Annotated in this window: 19 protein-coding genes; 13 read left to right on the top strand and 6 right to left on the bottom strand. The window is 71.7% G+C overall.

The genetic code is table 11. The features are described 5' to 3' along the window. Window positions 1–146: 146 nt before the first annotated feature. Both NNW99_RS35110 and NNW99_RS35105 read right to left on the bottom strand, forming a co-directional pair. Window positions 147–899, bottom strand: a complete 753-nt coding sequence (locus tag NNW99_RS35110) for a LamG domain-containing protein (RefSeq protein ID WP_215123197.1) — start codon at window positions 897–899, stop codon at window positions 147–149. Window positions 900–1,031: 132 nt separating this feature from the next. Next, entirely contained in the window at window positions 1,032–1,709 is a 678-nt protein-coding gene (locus NNW99_RS35105) for a uracil-DNA glycosylase (RefSeq protein WP_215123196.1), read from the bottom strand. 171 nt (window positions 1,710–1,880) lie between these two features. Between NNW99_RS35105 and NNW99_RS35100 the strand changes: the two genes are divergently transcribed. Together NNW99_RS35100 and NNW99_RS35095 are read left to right on the top strand one after the other, a co-directional pair. Then, a complete protein-coding gene (locus NNW99_RS35100) occupies window positions 1,881–2,867 on the top strand; it encodes an N-acetylglucosamine kinase (protein ID WP_251058155.1) in 987 nt (328 codons plus the stop codon). Between the two features lie 125 nt (window positions 2,868–2,992). Then, window positions 2,993–3,916, top strand: a complete 924-nt coding sequence (locus tag NNW99_RS35095) for a sirohydrochlorin chelatase (RefSeq protein ID WP_215123194.1) — start codon at window positions 2,993–2,995, stop codon at window positions 3,914–3,916. A 70-nt stretch (window positions 3,917–3,986) separates the two neighbouring features. Here the strand turns inward: NNW99_RS35095 and NNW99_RS35090 are convergent, their stop codons facing one another. The 3 genes from NNW99_RS35090 to NNW99_RS35080 all read right to left on the bottom strand — a co-directional run bounded on the left by NNW99_RS35090 (window position 3,987) and on the right by NNW99_RS35080 (window position 9,773). Beyond that, window positions 3,987–5,015, bottom strand: coding sequence for a lactonase family protein (locus NNW99_RS35090; protein ID WP_215123193.1), 1,029 nt, complete (start codon window positions 5,013–5,015; stop codon window positions 3,987–3,989). A 199-nt stretch (window positions 5,016–5,214) separates the two neighbouring features. Next, window positions 5,215–6,693, bottom strand: coding sequence for an FUSC family protein (locus tag NNW99_RS35085; protein ID WP_215124558.1), 1,479 nt, complete (start codon window positions 6,691–6,693; stop codon window positions 5,215–5,217). A 188-nt stretch (window positions 6,694–6,881) separates the two neighbouring features. Next, window positions 6,882–9,773, bottom strand: coding sequence for a helix-turn-helix transcriptional regulator (locus NNW99_RS35080; RefSeq protein ID WP_215123192.1), 2,892 nt, complete (start codon window positions 9,771–9,773; stop codon window positions 6,882–6,884). Between the two features lie 111 nt (window positions 9,774–9,884). On the opposite strand from NNW99_RS35080, the gene NNW99_RS35075 reads away from it, so the two are divergent. The 5 genes from NNW99_RS35075 to NNW99_RS35055 all read left to right on the top strand — a co-directional run bounded on the left by NNW99_RS35075 (window position 9,885) and on the right by NNW99_RS35055 (window position 15,371). Continuing rightward, on the top strand, window positions 9,885–10,082 hold the full coding sequence (locus NNW99_RS35075) for a hypothetical protein (protein WP_215123191.1): 198 nt from the start codon (window positions 9,885–9,887) through the stop codon (window positions 10,080–10,082). A 161-nt stretch (window positions 10,083–10,243) separates the two neighbouring features. Next, window positions 10,244–10,723, top strand: a complete 480-nt coding sequence (locus NNW99_RS35070) for an Lrp/AsnC family transcriptional regulator (RefSeq protein ID WP_215123190.1) — start codon at window positions 10,244–10,246, stop codon at window positions 10,721–10,723. Window positions 10,724–10,767: 44 nt separating this feature from the next. Next, complete coding sequence (locus NNW99_RS35065) at window positions 10,768–11,463, top strand: HAD family phosphatase (RefSeq protein WP_215123189.1); 696 nt, start codon at window positions 10,768–10,770, stop codon at window positions 11,461–11,463. A gap of 178 nt (window positions 11,464–11,641) precedes the next feature. Next, window positions 11,642–14,455, top strand: a complete 2,814-nt coding sequence (locus NNW99_RS35060; RefSeq protein WP_215123188.1) for a beta-L-arabinofuranosidase domain-containing protein — start codon at window positions 11,642–11,644, stop codon at window positions 14,453–14,455. Between the two features lie 151 nt (window positions 14,456–14,606). Further along, window positions 14,607–15,371 (top strand): DUF4142 domain-containing protein, encoded by a 765-nt coding sequence (locus NNW99_RS35055; RefSeq protein ID WP_215123187.1) that lies wholly within the window; start codon window positions 14,607–14,609, stop codon window positions 15,369–15,371. A gap of 51 nt (window positions 15,372–15,422) precedes the next feature. On the opposite strand, the gene NNW99_RS35050 is transcribed toward NNW99_RS35055, so the two are convergent. Next, on the bottom strand, window positions 15,423–16,226 hold the full coding sequence (locus tag NNW99_RS35050) for a LysR family transcriptional regulator substrate-binding protein (protein WP_215123186.1): 804 nt from the start codon (window positions 16,224–16,226) through the stop codon (window positions 15,423–15,425). A gap of 58 nt (window positions 16,227–16,284) precedes the next feature. On the opposite strand from NNW99_RS35050, the gene NNW99_RS35045 reads away from it, so the two are divergent. The 6 genes from NNW99_RS35045 to NNW99_RS35020 all read left to right on the top strand — a co-directional run bounded on the left by NNW99_RS35045 (window position 16,285) and on the right by NNW99_RS35020 (window position 22,258). Beyond that, the gene (locus tag NNW99_RS35045; protein ID WP_215123185.1) at window positions 16,285–16,677 is read left to right on the top strand and encodes a DUF5997 family protein; all 393 of its coding nucleotides are present in this window, start codon (window positions 16,285–16,287) and stop codon (window positions 16,675–16,677) included. 205 nt (window positions 16,678–16,882) lie between these two features. Beyond that, complete coding sequence (locus NNW99_RS35040; protein ID WP_215123184.1) at window positions 16,883–18,226, top strand: sugar ABC transporter substrate-binding protein; 1,344 nt, start codon at window positions 16,883–16,885, stop codon at window positions 18,224–18,226. Continuing rightward, window positions 18,223–19,134, top strand: a complete 912-nt coding sequence (locus tag NNW99_RS35035) for a carbohydrate ABC transporter permease (RefSeq protein WP_215123183.1) — start codon at window positions 18,223–18,225, stop codon at window positions 19,132–19,134. The genes NNW99_RS35040 and NNW99_RS35035 overlap by 4 nt, the downstream gene beginning before the upstream one ends. Next, entirely contained in the window at window positions 19,131–20,075 is a 945-nt protein-coding gene (locus tag NNW99_RS35030) for a carbohydrate ABC transporter permease (RefSeq protein WP_215123182.1), read from the top strand. The genes NNW99_RS35035 and NNW99_RS35030 overlap by 4 nt, the downstream gene beginning before the upstream one ends. Window positions 20,076–20,102: 27 nt before the next feature. After that, window positions 20,103–21,011, top strand: a complete 909-nt coding sequence (locus tag NNW99_RS35025) for a 5-dehydro-4-deoxyglucarate dehydratase (RefSeq protein WP_215123181.1) — start codon at window positions 20,103–20,105, stop codon at window positions 21,009–21,011. Then, a complete protein-coding gene (locus NNW99_RS35020; protein WP_215123180.1) occupies window positions 21,008–22,258 on the top strand; it encodes a glucarate dehydratase family protein in 1,251 nt (416 codons plus the stop codon). The genes NNW99_RS35025 and NNW99_RS35020 overlap by 4 nt, the downstream gene beginning before the upstream one ends. Window positions 22,259–22,285: the final 27 nt, after the last annotated feature.

Genomic DNA, 22,285 nt, shown 5'->3' with positions numbered 1-22,285 from the left:
TTTTCCTCTCCTGTCGCCTGTGGGGAGGCGACGGTGAACGCGCCCCGGTACCGCCGTCGTTCCGGCGGCCGGGGCGCATCGTCCGGGGGCCGGCGCCCCTCGTAGGGGGAGGGGCGCCGATGCCCCGTCAGTGCGGTACGCGGATGTCAGGCCGGTTCGCGGGCGGACAGCGAGCGCACCTCACCGGGCGTCAGTTCCCGGTCGTAGACGTGCACGTCGGAGATGTCGCCGTTCCAGTGGTCGGCGGCCTCCCCGCCGATCTTGCCGCGTCCGATCACCACGTCGCCGGTCGGCTTCTCCTTGCTGGAGGCCTCTCTGCTCCCCGCGAGTCTGCCGTCCACGTAGACCCGCATCCGGTGGTCCTTCTCGCTGTACGTGCCGGTGAGGTGGTACCAGCGGTCGGTCTGCGGACGCTCGGTGTTCTCCGCGACGGTGCGGGCACCGGGGAAGCTGAACGCGAAGTTCTCGTCCTGGCCGGAGTACTGGAGGAAGAACGTGCTGATCCCGAGGCCGTCCTGGGAGACGGCGGTGTGGAAGCCGTTCGTGGAGGTGAGCCGCACCCGGGCGGCGACCGAGTAGTCCGCGCCGGTGGTGTCGACCGGGGAACTGGCGTCCACGTATCCGTTGCCGTCCAGCCGCAGGGCGCCGCCCTCGGGACCCTCGTCGGTCCACTCCACGTCGCCGCTGACCACGGCGTCGGCCTCACCGGCCTTCGCGGTGCCGGACCGGTGCAGGGGCCACCATCCGACGCCGCGCAGCGACTCGGTGCCCGTACTCGGCGCCGACCGCTGTTTCTTGGACTCCCCTGATTCCTGGCCCCGCACCAGTTGAGTGACGACGAAGGCCAGGGCGACGGTCAGTACGGCGATCGTGGTGATGAGCGACCATCTGCGCGTCATGATGCTCCCTGGGCCGTGCGGCGGAGGAATATCACTGGTGATCAAGTGTCCATTCTGGAAGTAGTTTGACGTACCACCAAAGTGTGACAGCCCGATATGAACACGAGTGCAAGCGCCCCGCACAGGCCCGCCTTACGGCAGGCGCCACTCCACCGGGGCGCTCCCCTGCCGCGTCAGCAGATCGTTGGCCCGGCTGAACGGACGCGAACCGAAGAAGCCGCGGTCCGCCGACATCGGCGAGGGATGGGCGGACTCGATCGCCGGAAGGTCTCGCAGAAGCGGCCGCAGATTGCGCGCGTCACGCCCCCACAGGATCGACACCAGCGGCTTGCCACGGTCCACCAGGGCCCGGATCGCCTGCTCGGTGACCTCTTCCCAACCCTTGCCCCGATGGGCGGCGGGCTTGCGCGGGGCGGTGGTGAGCGCCCGGTTGAGGAGCAGCACCCCTTGCTGCGACCACGGCGTCAGATCGCCGTTGGACGGCCGGGGCAGCCCCAGGTCCGTGTGCATTTCCCGGAAGATGTTCTCCAGGCTGCCCGGCAGGGACCGCACCTCGGGCGCCACCGCGAAACTCAGTCCGATGGCCATCCCCGGTGTGGGATAGGGGTCCTGGCCGACGATGAGGACGCGGACGTCGTCGAAGGGCTGCTGGAAGGCCCGCAGGACGTTCGCCCCGGCCGGGAGATAGGTCCGGCCGGCCGCTATCTCGGCCCGCAGGAAGTCCCCCATCGCGGCGATACGTTCGGACACAGGTTCCAGAGCCTTCGCCCAGCCTGCTTCGACAAGTTCATGCAAGGGTCGTGGTGCCACAGCGCGTCACCCTACTGGCACACCCCGGGTCCCCGCACAAGCACGCAAACCCTCACGCCCGGACGCCGCCCTCGGGGCTACCCTTCCTCCTCATCGAGGTCAGGGGATCCCATGGCGTCCGACGATCAAGCCACTCCGCCGAGGTGGCCGGCCGGTGAGCCGGCGACTGGGGTGACCGGGGCGCCGGAGGGAACCGGGTTTCTCGCCGTGGACTCCGGCGGGTCCGGGCTCCGTGCGGTGGTGGGAACCGCCGAGCAGGGGCCGCTGGCCCGACGGGAGTCGGCGGAGCCGGTCCGCACGGGCGACCGGGGCATCGACCCCGAGCACTTCATGGCACAGCTCATGCCCTTGGTGCGTGCGCTGACCACGCAGGCCGGTCCGCTGCGGTTGACCGCCGTCGCCGTCGGGGCCGCCGGGCTCGCCTCCCTGGGCGAGGCGCTGCGCGCCGAACTGCCGGGAGCCCTGGCCCGGGAGCTGGGCGTACGCAGGGTCGCGCTGGCCGCCGACGCCGTGACGGCGTACGTGGGCGCCCTCGGGCCGTGTCCCGGCGCCGTGATCGCCGGCGGTACGGGGCTGATCGCGATCGGCACCGACCTGGTCGGCTGGCGTCGTGCGGACGGCTGGGGGCATCTGCTCGGCGACTGCGGGGGCGGTGCCTGGATCGGGCGGGCCGGTCTCGAGGCCGCGCTGCGCGCCCATGACGGGCGAGAGGGCGGCTCGGCCCGGCTGCTGGCGAGCGCCGAGGAGGTGTTCGGACCCGTGGCCGGGCTGCCCGGCCGGTTGTATCCGCGGCCGGACCGGCCCGCCGTCCTCGCCTCCTTCGCGCCCCACGTGGCCGCCCGCGCGGACGGGGACCCCGTCGCGGCGGACATCCTGCGCGGGGCCGCACGGCACATGGCCGACTCCGCGGCAGCCGTGTGCCCCTCCGGCGGCGAGCCCCGTGTCGCCGTCACCGGCGGGCTGTTCAAGCTGGGCGAGCCGCTCCTCGGGCCCCTGGACGAGGAACTGGCGCGGCGGCTCCCCCACGCGCGGCGCGTGCCGGCCGAGGGCGATCCGCTGCACGGCTCCGTGCGCCTGGCGACCGAGTTGAGCACCGGTCCCCTCACGCTGCCGGGTGACGGGACGATGCTGTCCGTGACAACCCGTCCGGGTGACTAGCCCGACCCGCATGATCCGTACGTAACTCAATCCGTACGTAACTCATCAGACAAAACCGGACGTATACCGCTCACCTGCACCCTCCCCGAACAGGAGAGCCCAGGAAACCAGTAACATGCGGCGCCATGAGTTCCCCCACTGGACCCGAGTCCGGCCTGCCAGTACGAATGCCGCGACCCCGCCAGCCGGGACGGCACCGCCGCCCCGAGCCGCTGGTGGCTCCCGAGGGCGCGCCCGCGCTCGTCCTCGCCGTGCCGGGCACGCCCAGTAGCGCCACGCGCAGCCTCGCCGAGGAGGTCGTGAGCATCGCCCGCTCCGAGCTGCCCGGCCTCGACGCCCGCATCGGGTACCTCGACGGGGACAACGCGGAGTTCTTCACGCTCCAGGCCGTGCTCGCGCACGCCGCCGAGGAGCGCACCGCCCGTTTCGAGCAGGCCCGTGCCGCCGGCATGGACGTCAGGGAGCCCGACGGGCCCGTCGCCGTCGTCGTGCCGCTGCTCGCCGGCCCGGACAGCGCGCTGCTGCGCCGCGTCCGTCAGGCCGTCATGGAGAGCCACATCGCCGCGGAGCTGACCGATGTCCTCGGCCCGCACCCGCTGCTCGCCGAAGCGCTGCACGTGCGGCTCTCCGAGGCCGGTCTGGCCCGCGCGGACCGCGCCCGCCTGTTCACCGTGGCGACCGCCGCCGACGGCATCGTCCTGGCCTCCGTGGGCGGCGACGAGGCCGTGCAGGCGGCCGGGATCACCGGCATGCTGCTGGCCGCGCGCCTGGCGGTGCCGGTGATGGCCGCGGCCCTGGACCAGGAGGGCTCCATCGCGTCCGTCGCCGAGCAGCTCCGCTCCTCGGGCTCGCAGCAGCTGGCCCTCGCGCCGTACCTGATCGGCCCGGAGATCGAGCCGGGACTGGTCGAGGAGGCGGCCAAGGAGGCGGGCTGCTCCGCGGCGGAGTCGCTCGGGCCGTACCCGGCGATCGGGAAGCTGGCGCTGGCAAAGTACACGACGGCGTTGGGCATCACGCCCCAGCAGGTTCAGCAGACGCCGGCTCGCTGACGCGACCCGGGGATGCCGGTCGGGTGCGGGTGCGCTGTGGCTTGTCGCGCAGCTCCCCGCGCCCCTGGGGTCAGCCGATGACCACGCATGATGCCGCCGCCACCCTGATGGCCCCCTCCCGCCTCGGGATGCCCGTGCGCGGGTCTGCGGTGAACCAGGTCACATCGCCGGAGCGTTCGTTGGCAACGTACAGGAAGCCTTCGGACGCGGTCAGGGCGCGTGGCCAGTGGCCGCCGCAGGGGACCGTGGTGATCAGATGCAGTTCCTCCCCCACGACGGCGAACACGGACAGGACGTCCTCGCCTCGGGTGGCGGTCCACACGAAGCGGCCGTCGGGCGAGGTGACGATCCCCGAGGGGTAGGCGTCGCGCGCCGGTGCGCCCGGGAGGACCGGGGTCTCGGTCAGCGGGGTCAGCACGCCCTCCGTCGCGTCCCACCGGCAGACGGTGACGGAGGGGCTGAGTTCGCCCACGACGTAGGCGTACGAGCCGTCCGGACGGAAGGCCAGGTGGCGCGGGCCGGAGCCGGGCCGCAGGGCGGTCTCCCGGTGCAGAACCGGGGCGCCGTCGGTCAGCGTGCACACCCGTACCGAGTCGGTGCCGAGGTCGACGCTGACGATCCAGCGCCCGCTCGGGTCGGGCTGCACCTGGTGGGCGTGCGGCCCGTGCTGGCGCGGGGTGTGCGGTCCTCCGCCTTTGTGCCGGAGCGCTCCGGAGACGGAGCGGGCGAGGCTGCCGTCGGAGCGGACGGGGACGGCGGTGACACTGCCCGAGCCGTAGTTCGCGGTCAGGACGTGTCCGGCGTACAGGCTGAGGTGGGTCGGCCCGCCGGCGTCGAGCGGCACGGGCGGTCCGGCCGCCTCGGGCTTGTCCCCGGTCACGCGGTACGCGGCCACCGCGCCCGCGGCCGTCTCACTGACCGCGTACAGCGTCTCCCCGTCGGGCGAGAGGGCGAGGTAGGCCGGGTCGGGGACGACGTCCACGCCGCTCAGGAAGGTCAGCGCGCCGCTGTCGGCGTCGACCTCCGCCGTCACGATCCCGGGACCGCCCGCCGCCGTGAACGACCCGATGAACGCCCGCCGCCTGCTGCCGTCCGCCATCGCTGTGCTCCTTCGCCCCTGAGCCGTCCGGAATGACCGCGCGGTCGATCATGCGCGGTCTAGACCAAAGGGTCAAGGGGGTGTGGCGGGTGACCGCTCGGGCGTCTGCGCGAGGGTCAGGCGTCAGGAGGCCTGGCGGTCTGGCGGCCAGGCGGTCTGGCGGCCAGGCGGTCTGGCGGTCTGGCGGTCGACCAGCCGCTCAGGCGCCGACCAGCGGAGAGCCCGACGGCGTCCGCAGCGGCCGGGCGAGCTCCGCCAAGGCCCGTTCCAGGCCGTGCAAGTGGGCAAGGACCGGTTCCGACGCGGACGGTCCGTCCGTCTGGACCAGGACGTCGCCGCCCTCGGTGAGCGCCTCGACCGCGGCCTCCACGCGCCGGCAGGCCATGGCCAGGCGGGCGTCGTGCGAGGCCTCCGGGTCGGCGGCGACGGCGACCAGGCCGCGGACCTCCCGGGCGCAGTCGTCCAGGAGGGCGAGCACGTGCCGGGCCCGCCGCTTGCGGCCGAGCATCGGGTTCAGCGGGTGCACCAGCGGGGCGACCGAGAGCCGTACGCGGGCGAGCAACTGCTCCAGCTCGGCCACCCGCGGCGCCGGGTCGGCGTCCACCGCGCCCGCCAGCCGCCGGGCCGCCTCGACCGTGCAGGCGTGGACGCAGCGCAGGGCCCGCTGGATCCAGACATCGTTCGTGGCGTGCGTGGTGACCGGCAGGACGAGAGCCACGGCCAGCGCGGCACACAGCGCGCCCACACCGGTCTCCGCGAGACGGAGCTCGAGCAGGCCGGGGTCCAGCACGCCCAGCAGGCCGTACAGCAAGCTGACCATGACGGTCACCGCCAGCATCATCCAGGAGTAGGAGACGGCGGCGGTGTAGAAGATGCCGAAGACGCAGACGGCGACAAGGGCGGCCGTCGGCGCGGGCGCGCCGTGCAGCGGGATGGCGACCAGCAGACCGACGGCGATGCCGGTCACCGTTCCGACGACGCGGCGGAAACCGCGGACCAGGGTCTCGCCGCGAGAAGCCGTGTTGACGAAGATCCACCAGACGGTGCCGACGGCCCAGTACCAGCGCTCTTCGGAGAGCAGCTGCCCGACCAGAAGCGCGACAGCCGAGGCAGCGGTGACCTGGAAGGCCTGCCGGGTGGTGGGCCGCGCCAAACCGCTGCCGGGCAGGGCCGGCGGGGCCGCCGCGGGCGGGGTGTGGCGCTCGATGGGCCAGAGCACGAAGCGCGTGGCACCGGCCGTGACGAGGGCCAGGCCCACCGCGGTGTACAGCTCGGGCAGCTGGGCGGGAACGGCGTGCAGGAACTGCGTGATGAAGAAGTTCATGAACGCGAAGATCCCGAGCGCGTGCCCCCGCGGGCCCCAGCGGCGGGCATAGACACCACAGAAGACGACGGCCAGGAACGCGACGTCACGGACCGGGGCGATGCCGTGCAGTGCGGTGGCGAGCGCCAGTACGGGGAAGCCCGCGACGGGCAGCAGGGCGGTGGTGATCCGCTGGTCACGGACGGTCGCATCGGTGACCGTGAAGAGGGCGAGCAGTGCCGCGAGCCCCGCGGTGATCGATGCGGTGAGCGAGAGCCCGCAGAGTTCGGAAACGGCGACGGCGGAGGCGACACCGATGACAGCGCGGGTCGCGTTCCGCAGCCTCAAGCGCCCCGGGTCCGGAGCCACGAACATCCTCTTCACGGCGGTGCGCCGCCCCCCTTGCGGTGGTACGCGCCCTCCCCACGGCCGTCCAGGGTGGCGGACGACAAGCAGGCAGGACGAAGGCGCCGCGGTCCGGAACCGGCCTCGTCGCCGTCCGGCGCTACGCGGCGCCGCAAGTACATGGATAGGGCATAGATAAGCACCCTGGGCCCACTGGCTCAACTGTCTCGCCGCTGACTGTGCCAATGGCACAGCCGATCAGCCTTGCTGTCGGCCAATGGGAGACCAATGGACCATGCCGCGCCGCGGCGGCGCTTCCGGTTCGCCCGCAGTTCGTCCAGCAGGTTTCGCGCTCTGGTGTCGCCTCCGTCAGCGGCCTGTCGGGCGAGGCGGTCCGCCTCCTCGTGGTCGCCGGCTTCCTCGCGCATCCTGACGAGCCGGCCCAGCGCGTAGGAGTCGCCCAGGGCGGCCGCCTCCTCGAACAGTGCCTCGGCCCCGCCGCCGCCACAGCTGCCGACGGCGTCCTCACGCAGGTCCGCGAGTTCGATCAGCGCCTCGGTGCTGCCGGCCTCGGCCGCCCGTCGGGCCGCCTGTTCGGCGCCGTCCCGGTCCCCGGCCTCTTCCCGCAGGAGGGCGATCTCTTGCAGTGCCATGGTCCGGACCTGATCCACCCGTGCCGCGCGCCGGAAGAGCTCCTCGGCCCGTCCCCGGTCCCCCGCGTCCTTGCGCTTCTCGGCCAGCCGGAACAGCGCACGGGTCATGCCCTCGTCGGCCGCCCGATGCGCGTAGTGTTCGGCGCCGTCGTGATCGCCCAGGTTCTCCCGTAGCAGGGCCAACCCGTCCAGGGCCGCGACGCTGCCTGCGTCGGCCGCCTCGTGGAACAGGCTCTCGGCTGCGACGACGTCGCCGGCTGCCGCACGCACCGCGGCGAGCCGCCGCAGCGCGTCGGTGTCACCGTCGTCCGCGGCCTGCCGCGAGAGCTGTTCCGCTTCGGCGCTGTCGCCCGCCTTCTCCCGCAGTTTGATGAGCGAGTAGAGGGACTGGGTGCAGCCGGCGTCGGCCGCCTCACGGAACAGGGCCTCGGCCGTCGTGAGATCGCCGGCGAACTCGCGGTCCGTGGCCAGCCGCCGCAGCACGCCCGGCCCGCCCCTGTCGGCGGCCCGCCGTGCGAGCGCCAGGGCCTCCGCGAAGTCTCCGGCCCGCTCCCGGCTGACGGCGAGCTTCTCGAGCGCGTAGTCGTGTCCCGCGGCGGCGGCCTGCCGCAGCAGGTCCTCGCACCCGGCGCGGCCTCGCCTTTCCGCGCGCAGCATCGCGAGTTCGTACATGACGAAGCCGCAGCCGGCAGCGATGGCCTGCCGTGCGAAGTGTTCCGCCTCTTCGTACCGCCCGGTTCGTTCCCGTTCCCGGGCCAGCCACAGCAGGCCGTCGCGGTCACCCGCCTCCGCGGCCCGCTGGTACAGGGTCTCGGCTGCCGACCGGTCCCCCGACTCCTCGTACAGCTCGGCCAGGCGGCTCAGGGATTCCGTACTGCCCGCGTCGACGGCCTTGGCCAGCAGGCGGCGGGCCCAGAGCGTACGGCCACGGTGGGCGGCGGCACGGGCCAGGAGGTGCAGTTCATCGGGGACGTCGAGGTGCTCGTGCGCGGCCGCCCAGAACGACGTCGGGGGGCACAGCCGTCGGCGCTCGCCGGCTCCGTGCTGTTCGAGGAAGTCCGCCAGGCGGCAGGCCGGTGCCGGCTCACCGTCGCCGCCGCCCGTGCCGTCGGGGTCCTCGCGGACCGTACGGGGGCGGACGCGGCGCAGGGGGGCGAGGTTGCCGTGGACGGGCTCACCCGTATCGGCGAGGGCTTGTTCGAACCAGTGGTCGTCGAGGGCGTCCCGCTCGTCGTCGCTGAGGTAGTCCTCGGCCGCCTCGGCGAGGAAGGCCAGGGGAACGTTCAGGCCGACGCCCAGGCGCCGCGCGTCCATGGCCGTGTGCAGCAGTGCGCGCGCCGGGGGCGAGGCGCTGCGGTAGCGGCGCAGCAACTCGGGTGCGCCGGCCAGGAACTGGGCCAGACGCCCGTCGCCCGAGTGTCGCAGGGCATGGGCGAGTTGCGCGTCGCCGGCGTCGGCCAGGGCCTCGGCAGCCTTGATCGACTTTCGGTCGAAGGCATCGGGCAGGACGATCTGCCGTCCGGCGAGCAGGTGTCGTACCTGCGCGTGCGGGTCCGGCCCGTCGGTCCTGGGAAGGGCGCAGTAGGCCCGGGCGTACGAGGACCACAGGGTGCCCAGGATCAGGACGGGGGCGCGGGCCGGGTCGGTGAGCAGCAGGTGCAGGGCGGCGGCGAGCCGTTCGCCCGTTCCGCCGCCGGCTCCGACGTAGTGCTGTGATTCGTTGAGCCACACCACCGTGTGCGGCACGACGCGTTCCATGTCTGCCAGTGCCGCTTCGGGATGAGACGGGTAGCGGGGGTCCCAGAGCAACCAGCCCTGCTCCGCGAGAGGTTGTACGGCTTCCCAGCACGCGCGGGTCTTGCCCGTCGAAGAGGAGCCGACCAGCACGGCCATCCGGCTGCTGCCTGCCGCCGCGGCGGCGACGAGGTCGGCCAGCTCCGCGTCGTGCGGTCGGCGTACGTAGCCGGGCAGCCGGAGTCGCGTCCGCGGCCGGCGGTCGGTCGGGCTCTGTGCGTGGTCGTCACCCGTGTGCCGTGGGGTGTCCGCGGCGGGGTGGACACCGAGGTCGTGGGGACGGCACTGCGCGATGGGCCGCCCGACGCCACCGGCCGCCGAAGGCCCGGCCCCCGACGTCACGGCTGCGGACGGCACTGCCGCCGCACGCGTGGCGAGGGCGTGCAGCTCCAGGAGGGGGCGAGGCTGGAGCGCGAGGGTCCGCGCGACCGCGTACACGGTTCCCGCCGAGGGCGGGGGTGCCGCGCCGCTGAAGGCCGCACTGACAGTGGTCCGCCCCAAGCCCGCGAGTGCGGCGAGCGCCGATTTCGTGAGGCGCTTGGCGATCCGCGCCGCCTCCAGACGTGCGCGCAACTCGGCCAGGGCGGCGGCCGGCTCCTGGAATCCTCGCGCGCTCAGGACGTCCGCCCCGTCCTCGGCGTGCCGATTGTGCCGACTGTTCATCGGTGTTCATCTTCGTCCGTCCGCACACCGCCGAACACGGCTTCGCCCATATTGAGCCGCACCGCCAGCCGGCGGGCGACATCCTCCACCGCGCCGAAGGGGTCCACCACCGTGTCCGATCGCAGCGCCCTGCTCCTCCTCGCATGCGCCCTGACCGTCCTGGTCGCCGCGCTGACCGGCGCGGCAGCCGGCTATCTGGCCCGCCGGGACCACGCCACCTACCCCGCGGCCCTCACCCGCGGGGCCGCGGCCTTCGGTGCGACCCTCCTCCTGACCGCGACCGTCGCCTCGGCCCTGACCCACCGGTGAACCGCTCCTCCGGGGTCCCGGGCGGGCCCGCGCAGTGGGGTGCGGTCAGCGCGGCAGTGCCATCGACGCGTCCGTATGACCGTCCCGGACACCACTGGCTCAGCCCGCCCCTCCTAGACTGAACCATCGGTACAACCGCAGCGGTCGGAGGAGGGCGCGGCATGGCCGTGGACGAGCTCGACACCCGCATCCTGCGGCTGGTGCTGGAGCAGCCGCGTACGAGCGTGCGCGAGTACGCGCGAATCCTCGGCGTGGCCCGGGGCACGCTCCAGGCCCGGCTCGACCGGCTGGAGCGTGACGGTGTGATCACCGGCACGGCGCCGGACCTCTCCCCCGCCGCGCTCGGCCATCCGGTGCTCGCGTTCGTGCACATCGAGGTCACCCAGGGGCATCTCGACGAGGTGGGGGACGCGCTGGCGGCGGTGCCGGAGATCGTCGAGGCGTTCTCCATCACGGGCGGCGGGGATCTGCTGACCCGGGTCGTGGCGCGGGACAACGCGCATCTGGAGGACGTCGTGCAAAAGCTGATCAGCCTGCCCGGGGTGGTCCGCACCCGTACCGAGATCGCCCTGCGGGAGCGTGTCGCCCACCGGCTGCTGCCGCTGGTGGAGTCGATCGGCCGGGCGGCGGCTCGGTCCTGAGCCCCTCACGACGTCCGGATCATGGCCTTTGACATGCTGACTCCATGAGCAATCTCGGCGGCGTATCGGTCATCTTCGATCTCGACGGAACGCTCGTGGACAGCGAGCCCAACTATTACGAAGCGGGCCGGCAGACCCTCGCCGAGCACGGCGTCCTCGACTTCAGCTGGGCGGACCACGAGCGGTACGTCGGCATCAGCACGCAGGAGACGGTCGCGGACTGGAAGGAGCGGTACGGTCTGCGGGCTTCGGTGGAGGAGCTGTTCACCGTCAAGAACCGCCGCTATCTCGAACTCGCCCGCAGCTCCACGCGCGCCTATCCCGAGATGCGCAGGTTCGTCGAGCTGCTCGCGGCCGAGGACGTGCCCATGGCCGTGGCGTCGGGGTCCTCGCCGGGGGCCATCGAGGCGGTCCTGGCCGGTACGGGCCTGGACTCGCATCTGCGCACTGTCGTCTCGGCCGACGAGGTCGCGCACGGCAAGCCGGCCCCCGATGTCTTCCTGGAGGCGGCCCGCCGGCTCGGGGCGGACCCGGCCGGCTGTGTGGTCCTGGAGGACGCCGCCCCCGGCGCCGCCGCCGCGCACGCGGCGGGCATGCGGTGCATCGCGATCCCGTACGTCCCGGCGCAGGCGGACGCCCCGGAGTTCACCACCGCCGGACTGCTCCTGCGCGGCGGCCAGGAGGAGTTCACGGCACAGGCGGCGTTCGACTGGCTGGTCCGCTCGGCCGGCCTTTCCTGAACTCGCCTCCCCCAGAACTCGCCTCCCCCGGAACTCACCCCTCCCGACCCGTTGACGCTCCCCCGTCCCCTCCCTAGGGTCTGGTCGATCACTCGCACGACGTTCGACATATCGAATGCATCGAAGTGTGTCGAACGCGTCGAGTCCGTGGACCCGTTGGCCCCGTGGAGGAGCACACATGGCACGGCCCCTCTCCAGACGATCCCTACTCCAGGCAGCGACCCTCGCCGCCGCCGTACCCGCGCTCTCCGAGGCGGCGACAGGCCGGGCCGTCGCGGCCCCCGCGGCCGCCGCCGCCATCCCGGCCGCCTGGACCGTACGGCCCTTCGGGCTGGAGGACGTGCGCCTCGGCCGGGGCGTCTTCGCCGACAAACGGCAGTTGATGCTGGACCACGCGCGCGGCTACGACGTGAACCGGCTGCTCCAGGTGTTCCGCGCCAACGCCGGTCTCGCCACGGGCGGCGCGGTCGCCCCCGGCGGCTGGGAGGGCCTGGACGGCGAGGCCAACGGCAATCTGCGCGGGCACTACACCGGCCACTTCCTGACCATGCTGGCGCAGGCGTACCGGTCCACGAAGGAGCAGGTGTTCGCCGAGCGGATCGACACCATGGTCGGGGCGCTGACCGAGGTGCGGGCGGCGCTGCGCGGGGAACCGGCGGTGCTGAGTGTCGCCGGGAAGTTCGGGACCGCCGCGGACCAGGTACGGGGTTCCTACCAGTACGTGGATCTGCCGGCCGCCGCGCTCGGCGGAGGCTCGTCCGTCACCCTCTCCGTCTGGGTGCGGCCGACGCATGACGCCAACTGGACCCGCATCTTCGACTTCGGCAACGACACCACGCGTTATCTGTACCTGGCCGCCCGCAACCAGAACGGAGTGCCGCGCTTCGCCGTCACCACCTCGGGAGCGGGCGGCGAGCAGGGTCTCGACGGCACGGCCCCGCTGCCGCTGAACCAGTGGAGCCATCTGGCGGTGACGATCGCGGGCGGCACCGGCACCCTCTACGTCAACGGCACCGCCGTCGCCCGGAACGCCGCGATGAGCCTCACCCCGGCGGCTCTCGGCACGCTGAAGAACAACTGGCTCGGCCGCTCGAACTACTCCGCCGACCCCGTCTTCGCGGGCGCCTTCGAGGAGTTCAACGTCTTCTCACGGGCGCTGACCGCCGCCGAGGTCACCGAGTTGCAGAGCCGCCGGGCCGCCGACGCCTCGACGGGCCGGGGCGACCTGGTGTCGTACGCCTTCGACGAGACGTCCGGCGGGACCTTCGCCGACGCCTCCGGGCGCGGTCTGACCGCCACCCTGCGCCGCACCTGGGGAGCGCCGAGTCACCCCGGGTTCCTCGCGGCGTACCCGGAGACGCAGTTCATCGACCTGGAGTCGAGGACCTCTCCCGACTACACCAAGGTGTGGGCGCCGTACTACACCGCGCACAAGATCCTCAAGGGTCTGCTCGACGCGTACACCGCCACGGACGACGACCGGGCCCTGGATCTCGCGTCGGGCATGTGCGACTGGATGTACTCCCGGCTGTCCAAGCTGCCTAAGGCCACGCTCCAGCGGATGTGGGGCATCTTCTCCAGCGGCGAGTTCGGCGGCATCGTCGAGGCGATCTGCGATCTGCACGCCATCACCGGCAAGGCCGAACACCTCGCGCTGGCCCAGCTGTTCGACCTGGACCGGCTGATCGACGCGTGCGCGGCGGACACCGACATCCTCGACGGGCTGCACGCCAACCAGCACATCCCGATCTTCACCGGGTACGTGCGGCTGTACGACGAGACGGGCGAGGAGCGCTACCTCACCTCGGCGAAGAACTTCTGGGACATGGTCGTCCCGCACCGCATGTACGGCATCGGCGGCACCAGCACCGCGGAGTTCTGGAAGGCCCGGGACGTGATCGCGGGCACCCTGAGCGCGACGACCGCCGAGACCTGCTGCGCGTACAACCTGCTCAAGCTGAGCCGGACCCTGTTCTTCCACGAGCAGGACCCGAAGTACATGGACTACTACGAGCGGGCCCTGTACAACCAGGTGCTCGGCTCCAAGCAGGACAAGCCGGACGCGGAGAAGCCGCTCGTCACCTATTTCATCGGGCTGACGCCCGGTCATGTCCGTGACTACAGGCCGAAGCAGGGCACGACCTGCTGCGAGGGCACCGGCATGGAGAGCGCCACGAAGTACCAGGACTCGGTGTACTTCGCGAAGTCCGACGGCAGCGCCCTGTACGTCAACCTGTACAGCCCGTCCACGCTGACCTGGGCCGAGAAGGGTGTGACGGTCACGCAGACCACCGGATATCCCAGGGAGCAGGGCAGCACCCTCACCTTCGGTGGTGCTCGCGCCTCCTTCACGTTGCGGCTGCGCGTGCCGTCCTGGGCGACCGCCGGGTTCCGGGTGACGGTCAACGGCCGTGCCGTGCCGGGCACTCCGACGCCGGGGAGCTACTTCGCCGTGTCCCGGACCTGGCGGGCCGGTGACACCGTCCGGGTCGCCCTGCCGTTCCGGACGCGGGTGGAGAAGGCCCTCGACGACCCGTCCCTGCAGACCCTGTTCCACGGCCCGGTCAACCTGGTCGCCCGCTCCTCCGCGACGGAGTTCCTGAAGGCCGGGCTGTACCGCGACGCCGGTCTGTCCGGCGACCTGACCGCCTCCCTCACTCCGGTGCCGGGCAAGCCGCTGCACTTCACGCTGGACGGGACCGAGTGGGCGCCGTTCGCCGAGGGGACGGAGGATCCCACGCACGCCTACTTCCGGCGCGCGGAGCCGAAGGTCGTCTTCGGCGGCCGGGACTCGGGCGTCGCGAACCCCGCGAAGGCCGACGGCACCACGCTGCTGGACGAGGTCTGGGCGGGGGCGCCCTTCCGGAACAAGGGGGCGCTGGTGGCGCGGGTGCGGTCCACGGTGGACGCGTGGGTGACGGCCGGGCTGCTGAGCAGGGCCGACGGGGACAAGGTCGTGAGCACGGCGGGAGCGGCCTCGTACGAACCCTGAGCGGAGGGACCGGCGTTCGGGTGGGCCCGGTGCTGTGCGGTTGTGGCACCGGGCCCCGTCACATCCGGAACTTTTTTGCGGCAGGGGTGATTGTTTCGCGTCCGGCATCCGTACTTCTCGGTGTTGGGCCGTTCATACCCCAGGAGGCACGATGCGCATCTCGCGCAGCACGGCAGGAACCGCGTTTGTCGGCGGTGCGATGATCCTGACGCTCACCGCGCTCGCCTACCCCAGCATGCTGGGCGTGGAGAACGCGGCTTCCGGCCAGGACCGCATCATCGCCAACACCCAGTGGGGTCCGCTGACCGAGGCGGACCGCGACTTCGTGGTGCGCGTGCGGGCTGCCGGACTGTGGGAGTACCCGCTGGGGCAGATGATCCAGGAGCGGAGCACCTCGCCGGCCATGAAGGAGGTCGCCGAGCATCTCCTCGTGGGACACGGCCGGCTCGACGCGGGCTGCCGCAAGGTCTCCACGGACCTGGGCATCACCCTGCCGAACGAGGCGTCGCCGCAGCAGCAGCAGTTCGTGGCGACGGCGGAAGGCAGCTCCGGCAAGGAGTTCGAGTCCACGGCCGTGTCCATCATGCGCATCGCGCACGGGGGCATCTTCCCGACGATCGCCAAGATCCGGGGAACCACCCGGAACAGCCTCGTGCGGGAACTCGCCGACACCACCAACGACACCGTGCTCGACCACATCACGGTCCTGGAGAAGACCGGCATGATCAACCACGAGCAGGTCGCCTTCCAGATCACCTCCCCGCCCAAGCTGCCCCAGGACCAGACGACGCCGCCGCCTCCGCAGGCCGGTGCTCCGGTCCGGGTGCTGCCGATCCCCGAGAACCTCAAGGATCTGCAGACGGTCGCCCCCAACCCGTCCTACGGGGCGCCGCAGCCTTCTCCGTCGGCCGGCTGAGGCAGGAGTGGTCCGAGGGCCTCGCTCGCCGCGGCGGGCCCCCGGAACGGACTAGGAACGGCGACGGGGCTTGCCGCGCCCGTCGCCCTTGGGGGCGCCGCGCCCGCCCTTGGCGGTGCGCTTCGCGCCCCCGGACCGCCCGCCCGCCGACTTCCCGGCCCCTGACTTCCCGGGCGCCGGCTTCCCGGACACCGGCTTGCGCCGGGCGCCACCCCGGTCGGACGCCGCGGACTCGTCCGCCTGCGTGCGGCCCCGGGTGCTGTTGACCGTGCGGCCGCGGACGATGCCGATGAAGTCCTCGACCTGGTCCGTCGTCGCGTCCTGCGGCCAGGCCAGTGCCACGCTCGACTCGGGGGCGTCCTTGAGGGGACGGTACGTGAGGTCCTTGCGGTGGTGGAGGCGGGCGAGCGACAGCGGCACGACGAGGACGCCGATCCCGGCCGCGACCAGTTCGATGGCGTCGGCGGTGGTGGCGGGGCGCTCGAGGGCGGGCCGTCCGGGGAGGCTCTCCCAGTCGAGGACGTCGTCGAGGGGGTGCAGCACGATGTCGTCGGCCAGGTCCTCCGGGGACACCTCGTCGACCGCCGTGACCAGGTGGTCCTTGGGCACCACGACGACCGTCTGCTCGGTGTAGAGGGGGATCGCGCTGAAGACCGTCCGGTCCACGGGCAGCCGGACGAGCCCCGCGTCGGCGTCGCCGCCCAGCAGCCGCTCCGCCACCGCCCCGGCGGCCATCTGCGTCAGCTCCAGCGGGACGTCGGGCTGCCGCTCGTTCCAGATACGCACCCACTTGCCGGGCATCACCCCGGGGACGTATACGAGCCGGAACGAGAGAGAAACATCCGAGCCTGTCACCGGGCCAGGTTACCGGGCGTGGTCAGGGGTCGTGCACACGCTCGATACCCTGGGCATCATGACGTCGCACCAGAGCACCCAGACGATGAAGCCCGCCACCGCGGCGAAGAAACTGGGTGTGTACCTCGAGGCCACACCCGCCGAGTTCCAGGAGGGTGTCGTCTCGCGCGCCGAGCTGAACGAGCTCCAGGCGAACCCGCCGCAGTGGCTGCAGGACCTGCGGCACAACGGCCCGCACCCCCGCCCGGTGGTCGCGGCGAAGCTCGGGGTCTCCATCGCGGGGCTCGCCCGCGCCGGTGTCACCGAGCCCCTGACCACCGAGCAGATCGAGACACTGAAGCAGGAAGGCCCCGAGTGGCTGGAGCGGGAGCGCGCCACCCAGGCCGAGGTCCGCAAGGAGGCGGCCCGCATCAAGAAGAAGAACGCCGAGCGGGCGGAACGCCAGGACTGACGCCCCCCGCCCCGAAGGCCCCGACCGGATCATCCGGTCGGGGCCTTTGTCGTTCCCCGGTCGAAGATCCCCCAGCGTACGGCCTCGAGTATGGCCTCGGTGAAATCTTTCGGCCATGTATTGACATGCAGATGAAACGATCCGTAGCTTGGCCGATCATTTAGATTCGTGAAGTGAGTTCACGAATATGAACGGAGAACCATCCATGCGGGATCGCCGACGCTGCATCGACATGCGGCTCCGCCGCCTGGCTGCCGCGCTCGCCGTCTCGGGGCTCCTGTTCGGAACGGCCGCCTGCGGCTCCGGTTCCGGCAGCGCCCGGGCCGGCGATCCGAACACGCTGGAGGTGTGGACCCGGAGCGATCCGGAGTCCGCCCAGACCTATCAGAGGGTGTTCGCCGCCTTCACCAAGAAGACCGGCATCAAGATCGACTACCAGCCGGTCATGAACTTCGACCAGCAGTTGCAGAGCCGCGCGTCCACCAAGGACCTGCCGGACGTCATGATCAACGACACGGCCCTGATGGGCAGCTACCAGGCCCAGGGCCTGCTCAAGCCCGTCACCCCGGACTCGATCGCCGGACATGACGAGATCACCGCCAAGTCCTGGTCCTCCACCGTGGGCCTCGACGGCAGGCACTACGGCATCCCGTACTCCCGCCAGGCCATGACCCTGTTCGTCCGCAAGGACTGGCGGGAGAAGCTCGGCCTGCCGCAGCCGAAGACCTGGCAGGACACCCTCGCCCTCGCCAAGGCCTTCGCCACCCGCGATCCCGACGGGGACGGCAAGAAGGACACGTACGGCATGGTGGTCCCCGGCAGCGCCCAGAACGGCTATGTCGCCTGGTGGGGTTCGAGCTGGCTGTGGCAGGGCGGTGTGCGGATCCTTCAGAAGGAGGGCACCGGCTACCGGCCCGCCATGGACTCGGCTGCGGCCCTGCGCACCGTCAGCTGGATGAAGAAGAACCTCTTCTGCGGCGACAGCGGTGTCATCCAGCCCAGCGCCCTGACCTCCGTCACCGCGAACACCACCAACTTCCAGGACGGCAACGCCGGGATGTACCTCACCGGCCCGTACAACATCTCCACGTTCGACAAGGCGCTCGGCAAGGACACGTACGAGGTCCTGCCCGCGCCCACCGGCCCGGCCGGGAACAACGACGTGCTGGCCGACGGCGAGAACATCTACTTCGGCGCGAAGACCGGAAAGGCGAAGCAGGAGCAGACGCTCGCCGCCTTCCTGGTCTCCCCCGAGGGGCAGGAACTCGCCATGACCGGCGACCACCAGCCGGTCGTGCGCATCCCCGTCAACTCCACCCTCGACGCGGCGAAGGTCCGCGAGGACCCGCGCTGGAGCGTGGTGCAGAAGGCGTACGAGGACGACTCGCAGCAGTTCCCCAACGCCCCCGACTGGGCGCCGATGAAGCAGGACACCGCCGACGCGCTCAACGCGATCTTCACGTACTGCGGCAGCGACGTCCGCTCCGGCCTGAAGGAACTCAACGACACCCTCGCCGGTGACCTCAAGGACCAGGACCTGTTGAAATGACCGCGACCGCGACGACACCCGGGCCGCGCAGAGCCCGGATCCCCGGCAGGAAGGCCGTACTGCCCTGGCTGTTCCTCGCCCCGGGCCTGCTGCTCGCCCTCGTCTTCAAGTTCCTGCCCATGGGCAAGGGCGTCTGGCTGAGCTTCTTCGACGTACGGCCCTTCCTCGGTGACCAGTGGGTCGGCCTCGACAACTACACCCGGGTCCTGACCGACCACCGCTTCCAGGACGCCATCGGCCACACCCTGCTCCTGGGCATCGGGATGTCTCTCGGCGGCATCGTCGCCGGCTTCGTCCTGGCCCTGCTGCTGGAGGGGCAGGCCCGCTCGCTGAAGATCATCCGTACCGCCGTGTTCCTGCCCGTCGTCACCGCGACCGCGGTGGTCGGCGAGATGTGGCGGCTGATGTACTACCCGACCTCCGACGGCCTGATCAACAGCGGTCTCGGGCTGCTGGGCCTCGGGCCGGTGCCCTACCTGGACAACCCCGACACGGCACTGTGGGCGACGATGGCCATGGGCATCTGGATGCTCGCCCCGTACAACATGGTGATCATCCTCGCCGGACTGGCGGGCGTGGACCGCTCGTTGTACGAGGCCGCCGCGATGGACGGTGTCTCGCTCTGGCAGCGGCTGCGCCACATCACGCTGCCCGCGATCCGCCCCGCCCTCGGCATCGTCCTCACCCTCGCCGCCATCCGCGGGCTGCGCGTCTTCACCGAGGTGTACGTCCTCACCGGCGGCGGCCCGGCCGGGTCCACCGATGTGTGGATGACCCGCGCCTACACCCTCGGCTTCACCCGTAACGACATCGGCGGCGCCTCGGCCGCCTCCGTGGTCCTGCTCTGCGTGACGCTGCTGCTCACCGTCACGGTCAACTACCTCCGCAAGAGGGGAGACGTGAGATGAGCGCTCCCGCCATCGACCCCGTCCGGACGCCGGTGACCGCCTCTCCCGCGCGCAAGTCCGCCGGGAAGCAGCGCGCCACCCCCGCCCGCTTCGACACCGCCCTCGGCTGGAGCGACCGGCCGGGCCCCGCCTGGGTCTTGCGCGTCCTGCTCTGTGTGCTCGCCCTGGGCGTCTTCGCGGCGCCGTTCCTGACGGTCTTCTCCGGTTCCTTCAGCGAGAAGGCCAGCGGTTCCACCCTGTCGTTCCTCCCCCACCACCCGACCCTGCTGAACTTCGAGGTGGCGGGCGAGCGCGGCATCTGGGACTACTTCGGCAACTCGCTCCTCATAGCGGGCGGCGGGCTGCTGCTCCAGCTCGTCGTCTGCACACTCGCCGCGTACGCCCTGGCCCGGCATCGCTTCCGTGGACAGGCCCTGATCCTCACCCTGTTCATGCTGACGATGATGCTCCCCGAGGAGGTCATCGCCATCCCGCTGTCCCTGGTCCTCGGGCATGTGCCCGTGGTCGGCATCGACCTCAAGGGCACCGTCTGGGGTGTGATCCTGCCGCTCGGCGCCTGGGGCTTCTCGGTGATGGTGCTCACCGAGTTCATGAAGGACATCCCCACCGAGATCGAGGAGGCCGCCCGTATCGACGGCGTGGGCGAGCTGCGGATGCTGTGGCAGGTCGTCCTGCCGCTGTGCAAGCCCGCGCTCGGTGTGGCCGGGGTGCTCGGCTTCATCATGATCTGGGACCAGTATCTGCTGCCCCTGATCGCCGCCAAGGACCCCACCGACTACACGGTCACCGTCGCCCTGTCCATCCTGCGCACCGACCCCGAGGTCGGCTCCGGGGTGGTGCTGGCCGGTGCGGTCATCGCTCTCGTCCCCAGCCTCATCGTCTATCTGCTCCTGCAGCGCTCGCTGGTCACCGGCATCGCCGCCGGCGCCACCAAGGGCTGACCCCTGCCCCCCACATTTGAGGGAGACATGAAGTTCCACGGAGTGCTGTTCTTCCCGGTCACGCCGTTCACACCGGACGGCTCGCTGGACGAGGCACGGCTTGCCCAGCACATCGAGTCGGGTGTCGCCGCGGGCGCGGGAGGTGTGTTCGTCGCCTGCGGCACCGGTGAGTTCCACGCGCTGTCGGCCGAGGAGATCGAGCGGGCCACCCGGGTCGCCGTCGAGACGACCGCCGGACGCGTCCCGGTCCTCGCGGCGGCCGGCGGCCCCCCGGCGGTCGCCCGGGACCAGGCCGCCCGCGTCGAACGGGCCGGTGCCGACGGCATCCTGCTGCTGCCGCCCTATCTGGTCACCGCCCCGCAGCAGGGCCTCGTGCGGTACGTGGAGGAGGTCACGTCCGCGACCGGGCTGCCCGTCGTCTTCTACCAGCGCGGCACCGCCCGGCTCACCGCGGAGACGGCCGCCGAGATCGCCGCCCTGCCCGGGGTCGTCGGACTCAAGGACGGCATCGGGGACATCGAGCGGATGCACCGCATCGTCCGCGCGGTGCGTGCCGTGCCCGGCACGGAGGACTTCCAGTTCTTCAACGGCCTGCCCACCGCCGAGATGACCGCGCCCGCCTACCAGGGCATCGGCGTCGAGCTGTACTCCTCGGCGGTGTTCGCCTTCGCCCCCGAGATCGCCCTGGCCTTCCACCGAGCCCTCGCCGAGAATGACGACGCCCTGGTCAACCGGCTCCTCGACGAGTTCTACGGCCCGCTGGTCGCCCTGCGCGACGAGGTCCCCGGTTACGCCGTGTCGCTCGTCAAGGCCGGGGTGACGCTGCGCGGCCTGGACGTCGGCGGGGTACGGGCGCCGCTGCTCGATCCGGAACCGGAGCATCTCGCCCGGCTCGCGAAACTCCTCGACCACGGACTGGAGGTGGCCGGCGCATGAGCTCCACACGTATCCGCGAACTGATCGTCACGCCCATCTCGTTCGGCGACCCGCCGCTGCTCAACTCCAACGGGGTGCACGAGCCGCTCGCCCTGCGGATCATCCTCCAGCTGGTACTGGAGGACGGCACGGTGGGCCTCGGGGAGTCCCCGGGCGGCACGGCCCGCCTGGAGCGGCTGCACATCGCCGCGAAGACGGTCGTCGGCCTGGACGTCTTCGACACCACCGCCGTGGCCGCCGCGATCGACGCGGCGCTGCTGCCGACCGTGCCCAGCTCCCACGAGCGCGGCTGGACCACCTCGGCGATCGAGGTGGCCTGCCTCGACGCGCAGGGCAAGCTGCTCGACCGTCCGGTCAGCGACCTGCTCGGCGGCGCGGTCCGCGACGCGGTGCCGTTCGCCGCGTACCTGTTCTACAAGTGGGCCGAGCACCCCGCGCTCGACGGCCGCCCGGCCATCACCGACGACTGGGGCGAGGCCCTGGACCCGGCCGGGATCGTGGAGCAGGCCCGGCTGATGCAGGAGCGCTACGGCTTCAGGTCGTTCAAGCTCAAGGGCGGTGTCTTCCCGCCCGACGAGGAGATCGCCGCGATGCGGGCGCTCGCGGAGGCCTTCCCCGGGCAGCCGCTGCGTCTCGACCCCAACACGGCGTGGACGGTGGAGACGTCGAAGTACGTCGCCCGTGAACTGGACGGCGTGCTCGAGTACTTGGAGGACCCGGCCAAGGGCATCGAGGGCATGGCGGAGGTTGCGAAGGACTCCCCCATGCCGCTCGCGACCAACATGTGCGTGATCGCGTGGGAGCATCTGAAGCCGGCCGTCGAGCAGGACGCGATCCAGGTCCTGCTCACCGACCACCACTACTGGGGCGGACTGCGCCGCGCCCGTGAACTGGCCGCCGTCTGTGAGGCGTTCGGGCTCGCCCTGTCGATGCACTCCAACTCTCATCTGGGCATCAGCCTCGCCGCGATGACCCATGTCGGCGCGGCCATCCCCAACCTCGACCACTCCTGCGACACGCACTACCCGTGGAACTCGGCGGACGACGTGATCGTGCCGGGCGTGCTGGAGCTGCGCGACGGGGAGGTCAAGGTGCCCACCGGTCCGGGGCTCGGTGTGGAACTCGACCACGACCAGCTCGACCGGCTGCACCGGCGGTACGTCGAGTCCGGGATGCGCAGCCGGGACGACACCGGCTATATGCAGCGCTTCCAGCCGGAGTACGAGAGGCTGCTGCCCCGCTGGTGACGCCCGTGCGCCCCTCCGCGGGGAGGG

It is taken from the genome of Streptomyces sp. CRCS-T-1, from assembly GCF_024442335.1.
GTDB lineage: Bacteria > Actinomycetota > Actinomycetes > Streptomycetales > Streptomycetaceae > Streptomyces > Streptomyces koelreuteriae.
Note: the sequence above shows the minus strand (reverse complement) of the source record. Positions and strands in the feature narration are given on the sequence as shown.

Bases quoted from the DNA above. Each gene is read 5' to 3' on its own strand.
- NNW99_RS35030 (WP_215123182.1), top strand. From the start codon at position 19,131: ATGAGCGCTCCCGCCATCGACCCCGTCCGGACGCCGGTGACCGCCTCT.
- NNW99_RS35110 (WP_215123197.1), bottom strand. From the start codon at position 899: ATGACGCGCAGATGGTCGCTCATCACCACGATCGCCGTACTGACCGTC.
- NNW99_RS35090 (WP_215123193.1), bottom strand. From the start codon at position 5,015: ATGGCGGACGGCAGCAGGCGGCGGGCGTTCATCGGGTCGTTCACGGCG.
- NNW99_RS35025 (WP_215123181.1), top strand. From the start codon at position 20,103: ATGAAGTTCCACGGAGTGCTGTTCTTCCCGGTCACGCCGTTCACACCG.
- NNW99_RS35080 (WP_215123192.1), bottom strand. From the start codon at position 9,773: ATGAACAGTCGGCACAATCGGCACGCCGAGGACGGGGCGGACGTCCTG.
- NNW99_RS35065 (WP_215123189.1), top strand. From the start codon at position 10,768: ATGAGCAATCTCGGCGGCGTATCGGTCATCTTCGATCTCGACGGAACG.
- NNW99_RS35060 (WP_215123188.1), top strand. From the start codon at position 11,642: ATGGCACGGCCCCTCTCCAGACGATCCCTACTCCAGGCAGCGACCCTC.
- NNW99_RS35045 (WP_215123185.1), top strand. From the start codon at position 16,285: ATGACGTCGCACCAGAGCACCCAGACGATGAAGCCCGCCACCGCGGCG.
- NNW99_RS35040 (WP_215123184.1), top strand. From the start codon at position 16,883: ATGCGGGATCGCCGACGCTGCATCGACATGCGGCTCCGCCGCCTGGCT.
- NNW99_RS35035 (WP_215123183.1), top strand. From the start codon at position 18,223: ATGACCGCGACCGCGACGACACCCGGGCCGCGCAGAGCCCGGATCCCC.
- NNW99_RS35055 (WP_215123187.1), top strand. From the start codon at position 14,607: ATGCGCATCTCGCGCAGCACGGCAGGAACCGCGTTTGTCGGCGGTGCG.
- NNW99_RS35085 (WP_215124558.1), bottom strand. From the start codon at position 6,693: ATGTTCGTGGCTCCGGACCCGGGGCGCTTGAGGCTGCGGAACGCGACC.
- NNW99_RS35095 (WP_215123194.1), top strand. From the start codon at position 2,993: ATGAGTTCCCCCACTGGACCCGAGTCCGGCCTGCCAGTACGAATGCCG.
- NNW99_RS35070 (WP_215123190.1), top strand. From the start codon at position 10,244: ATGGCCGTGGACGAGCTCGACACCCGCATCCTGCGGCTGGTGCTGGAG.
- NNW99_RS35020 (WP_215123180.1), top strand. From the start codon at position 21,008: ATGAGCTCCACACGTATCCGCGAACTGATCGTCACGCCCATCTCGTTC.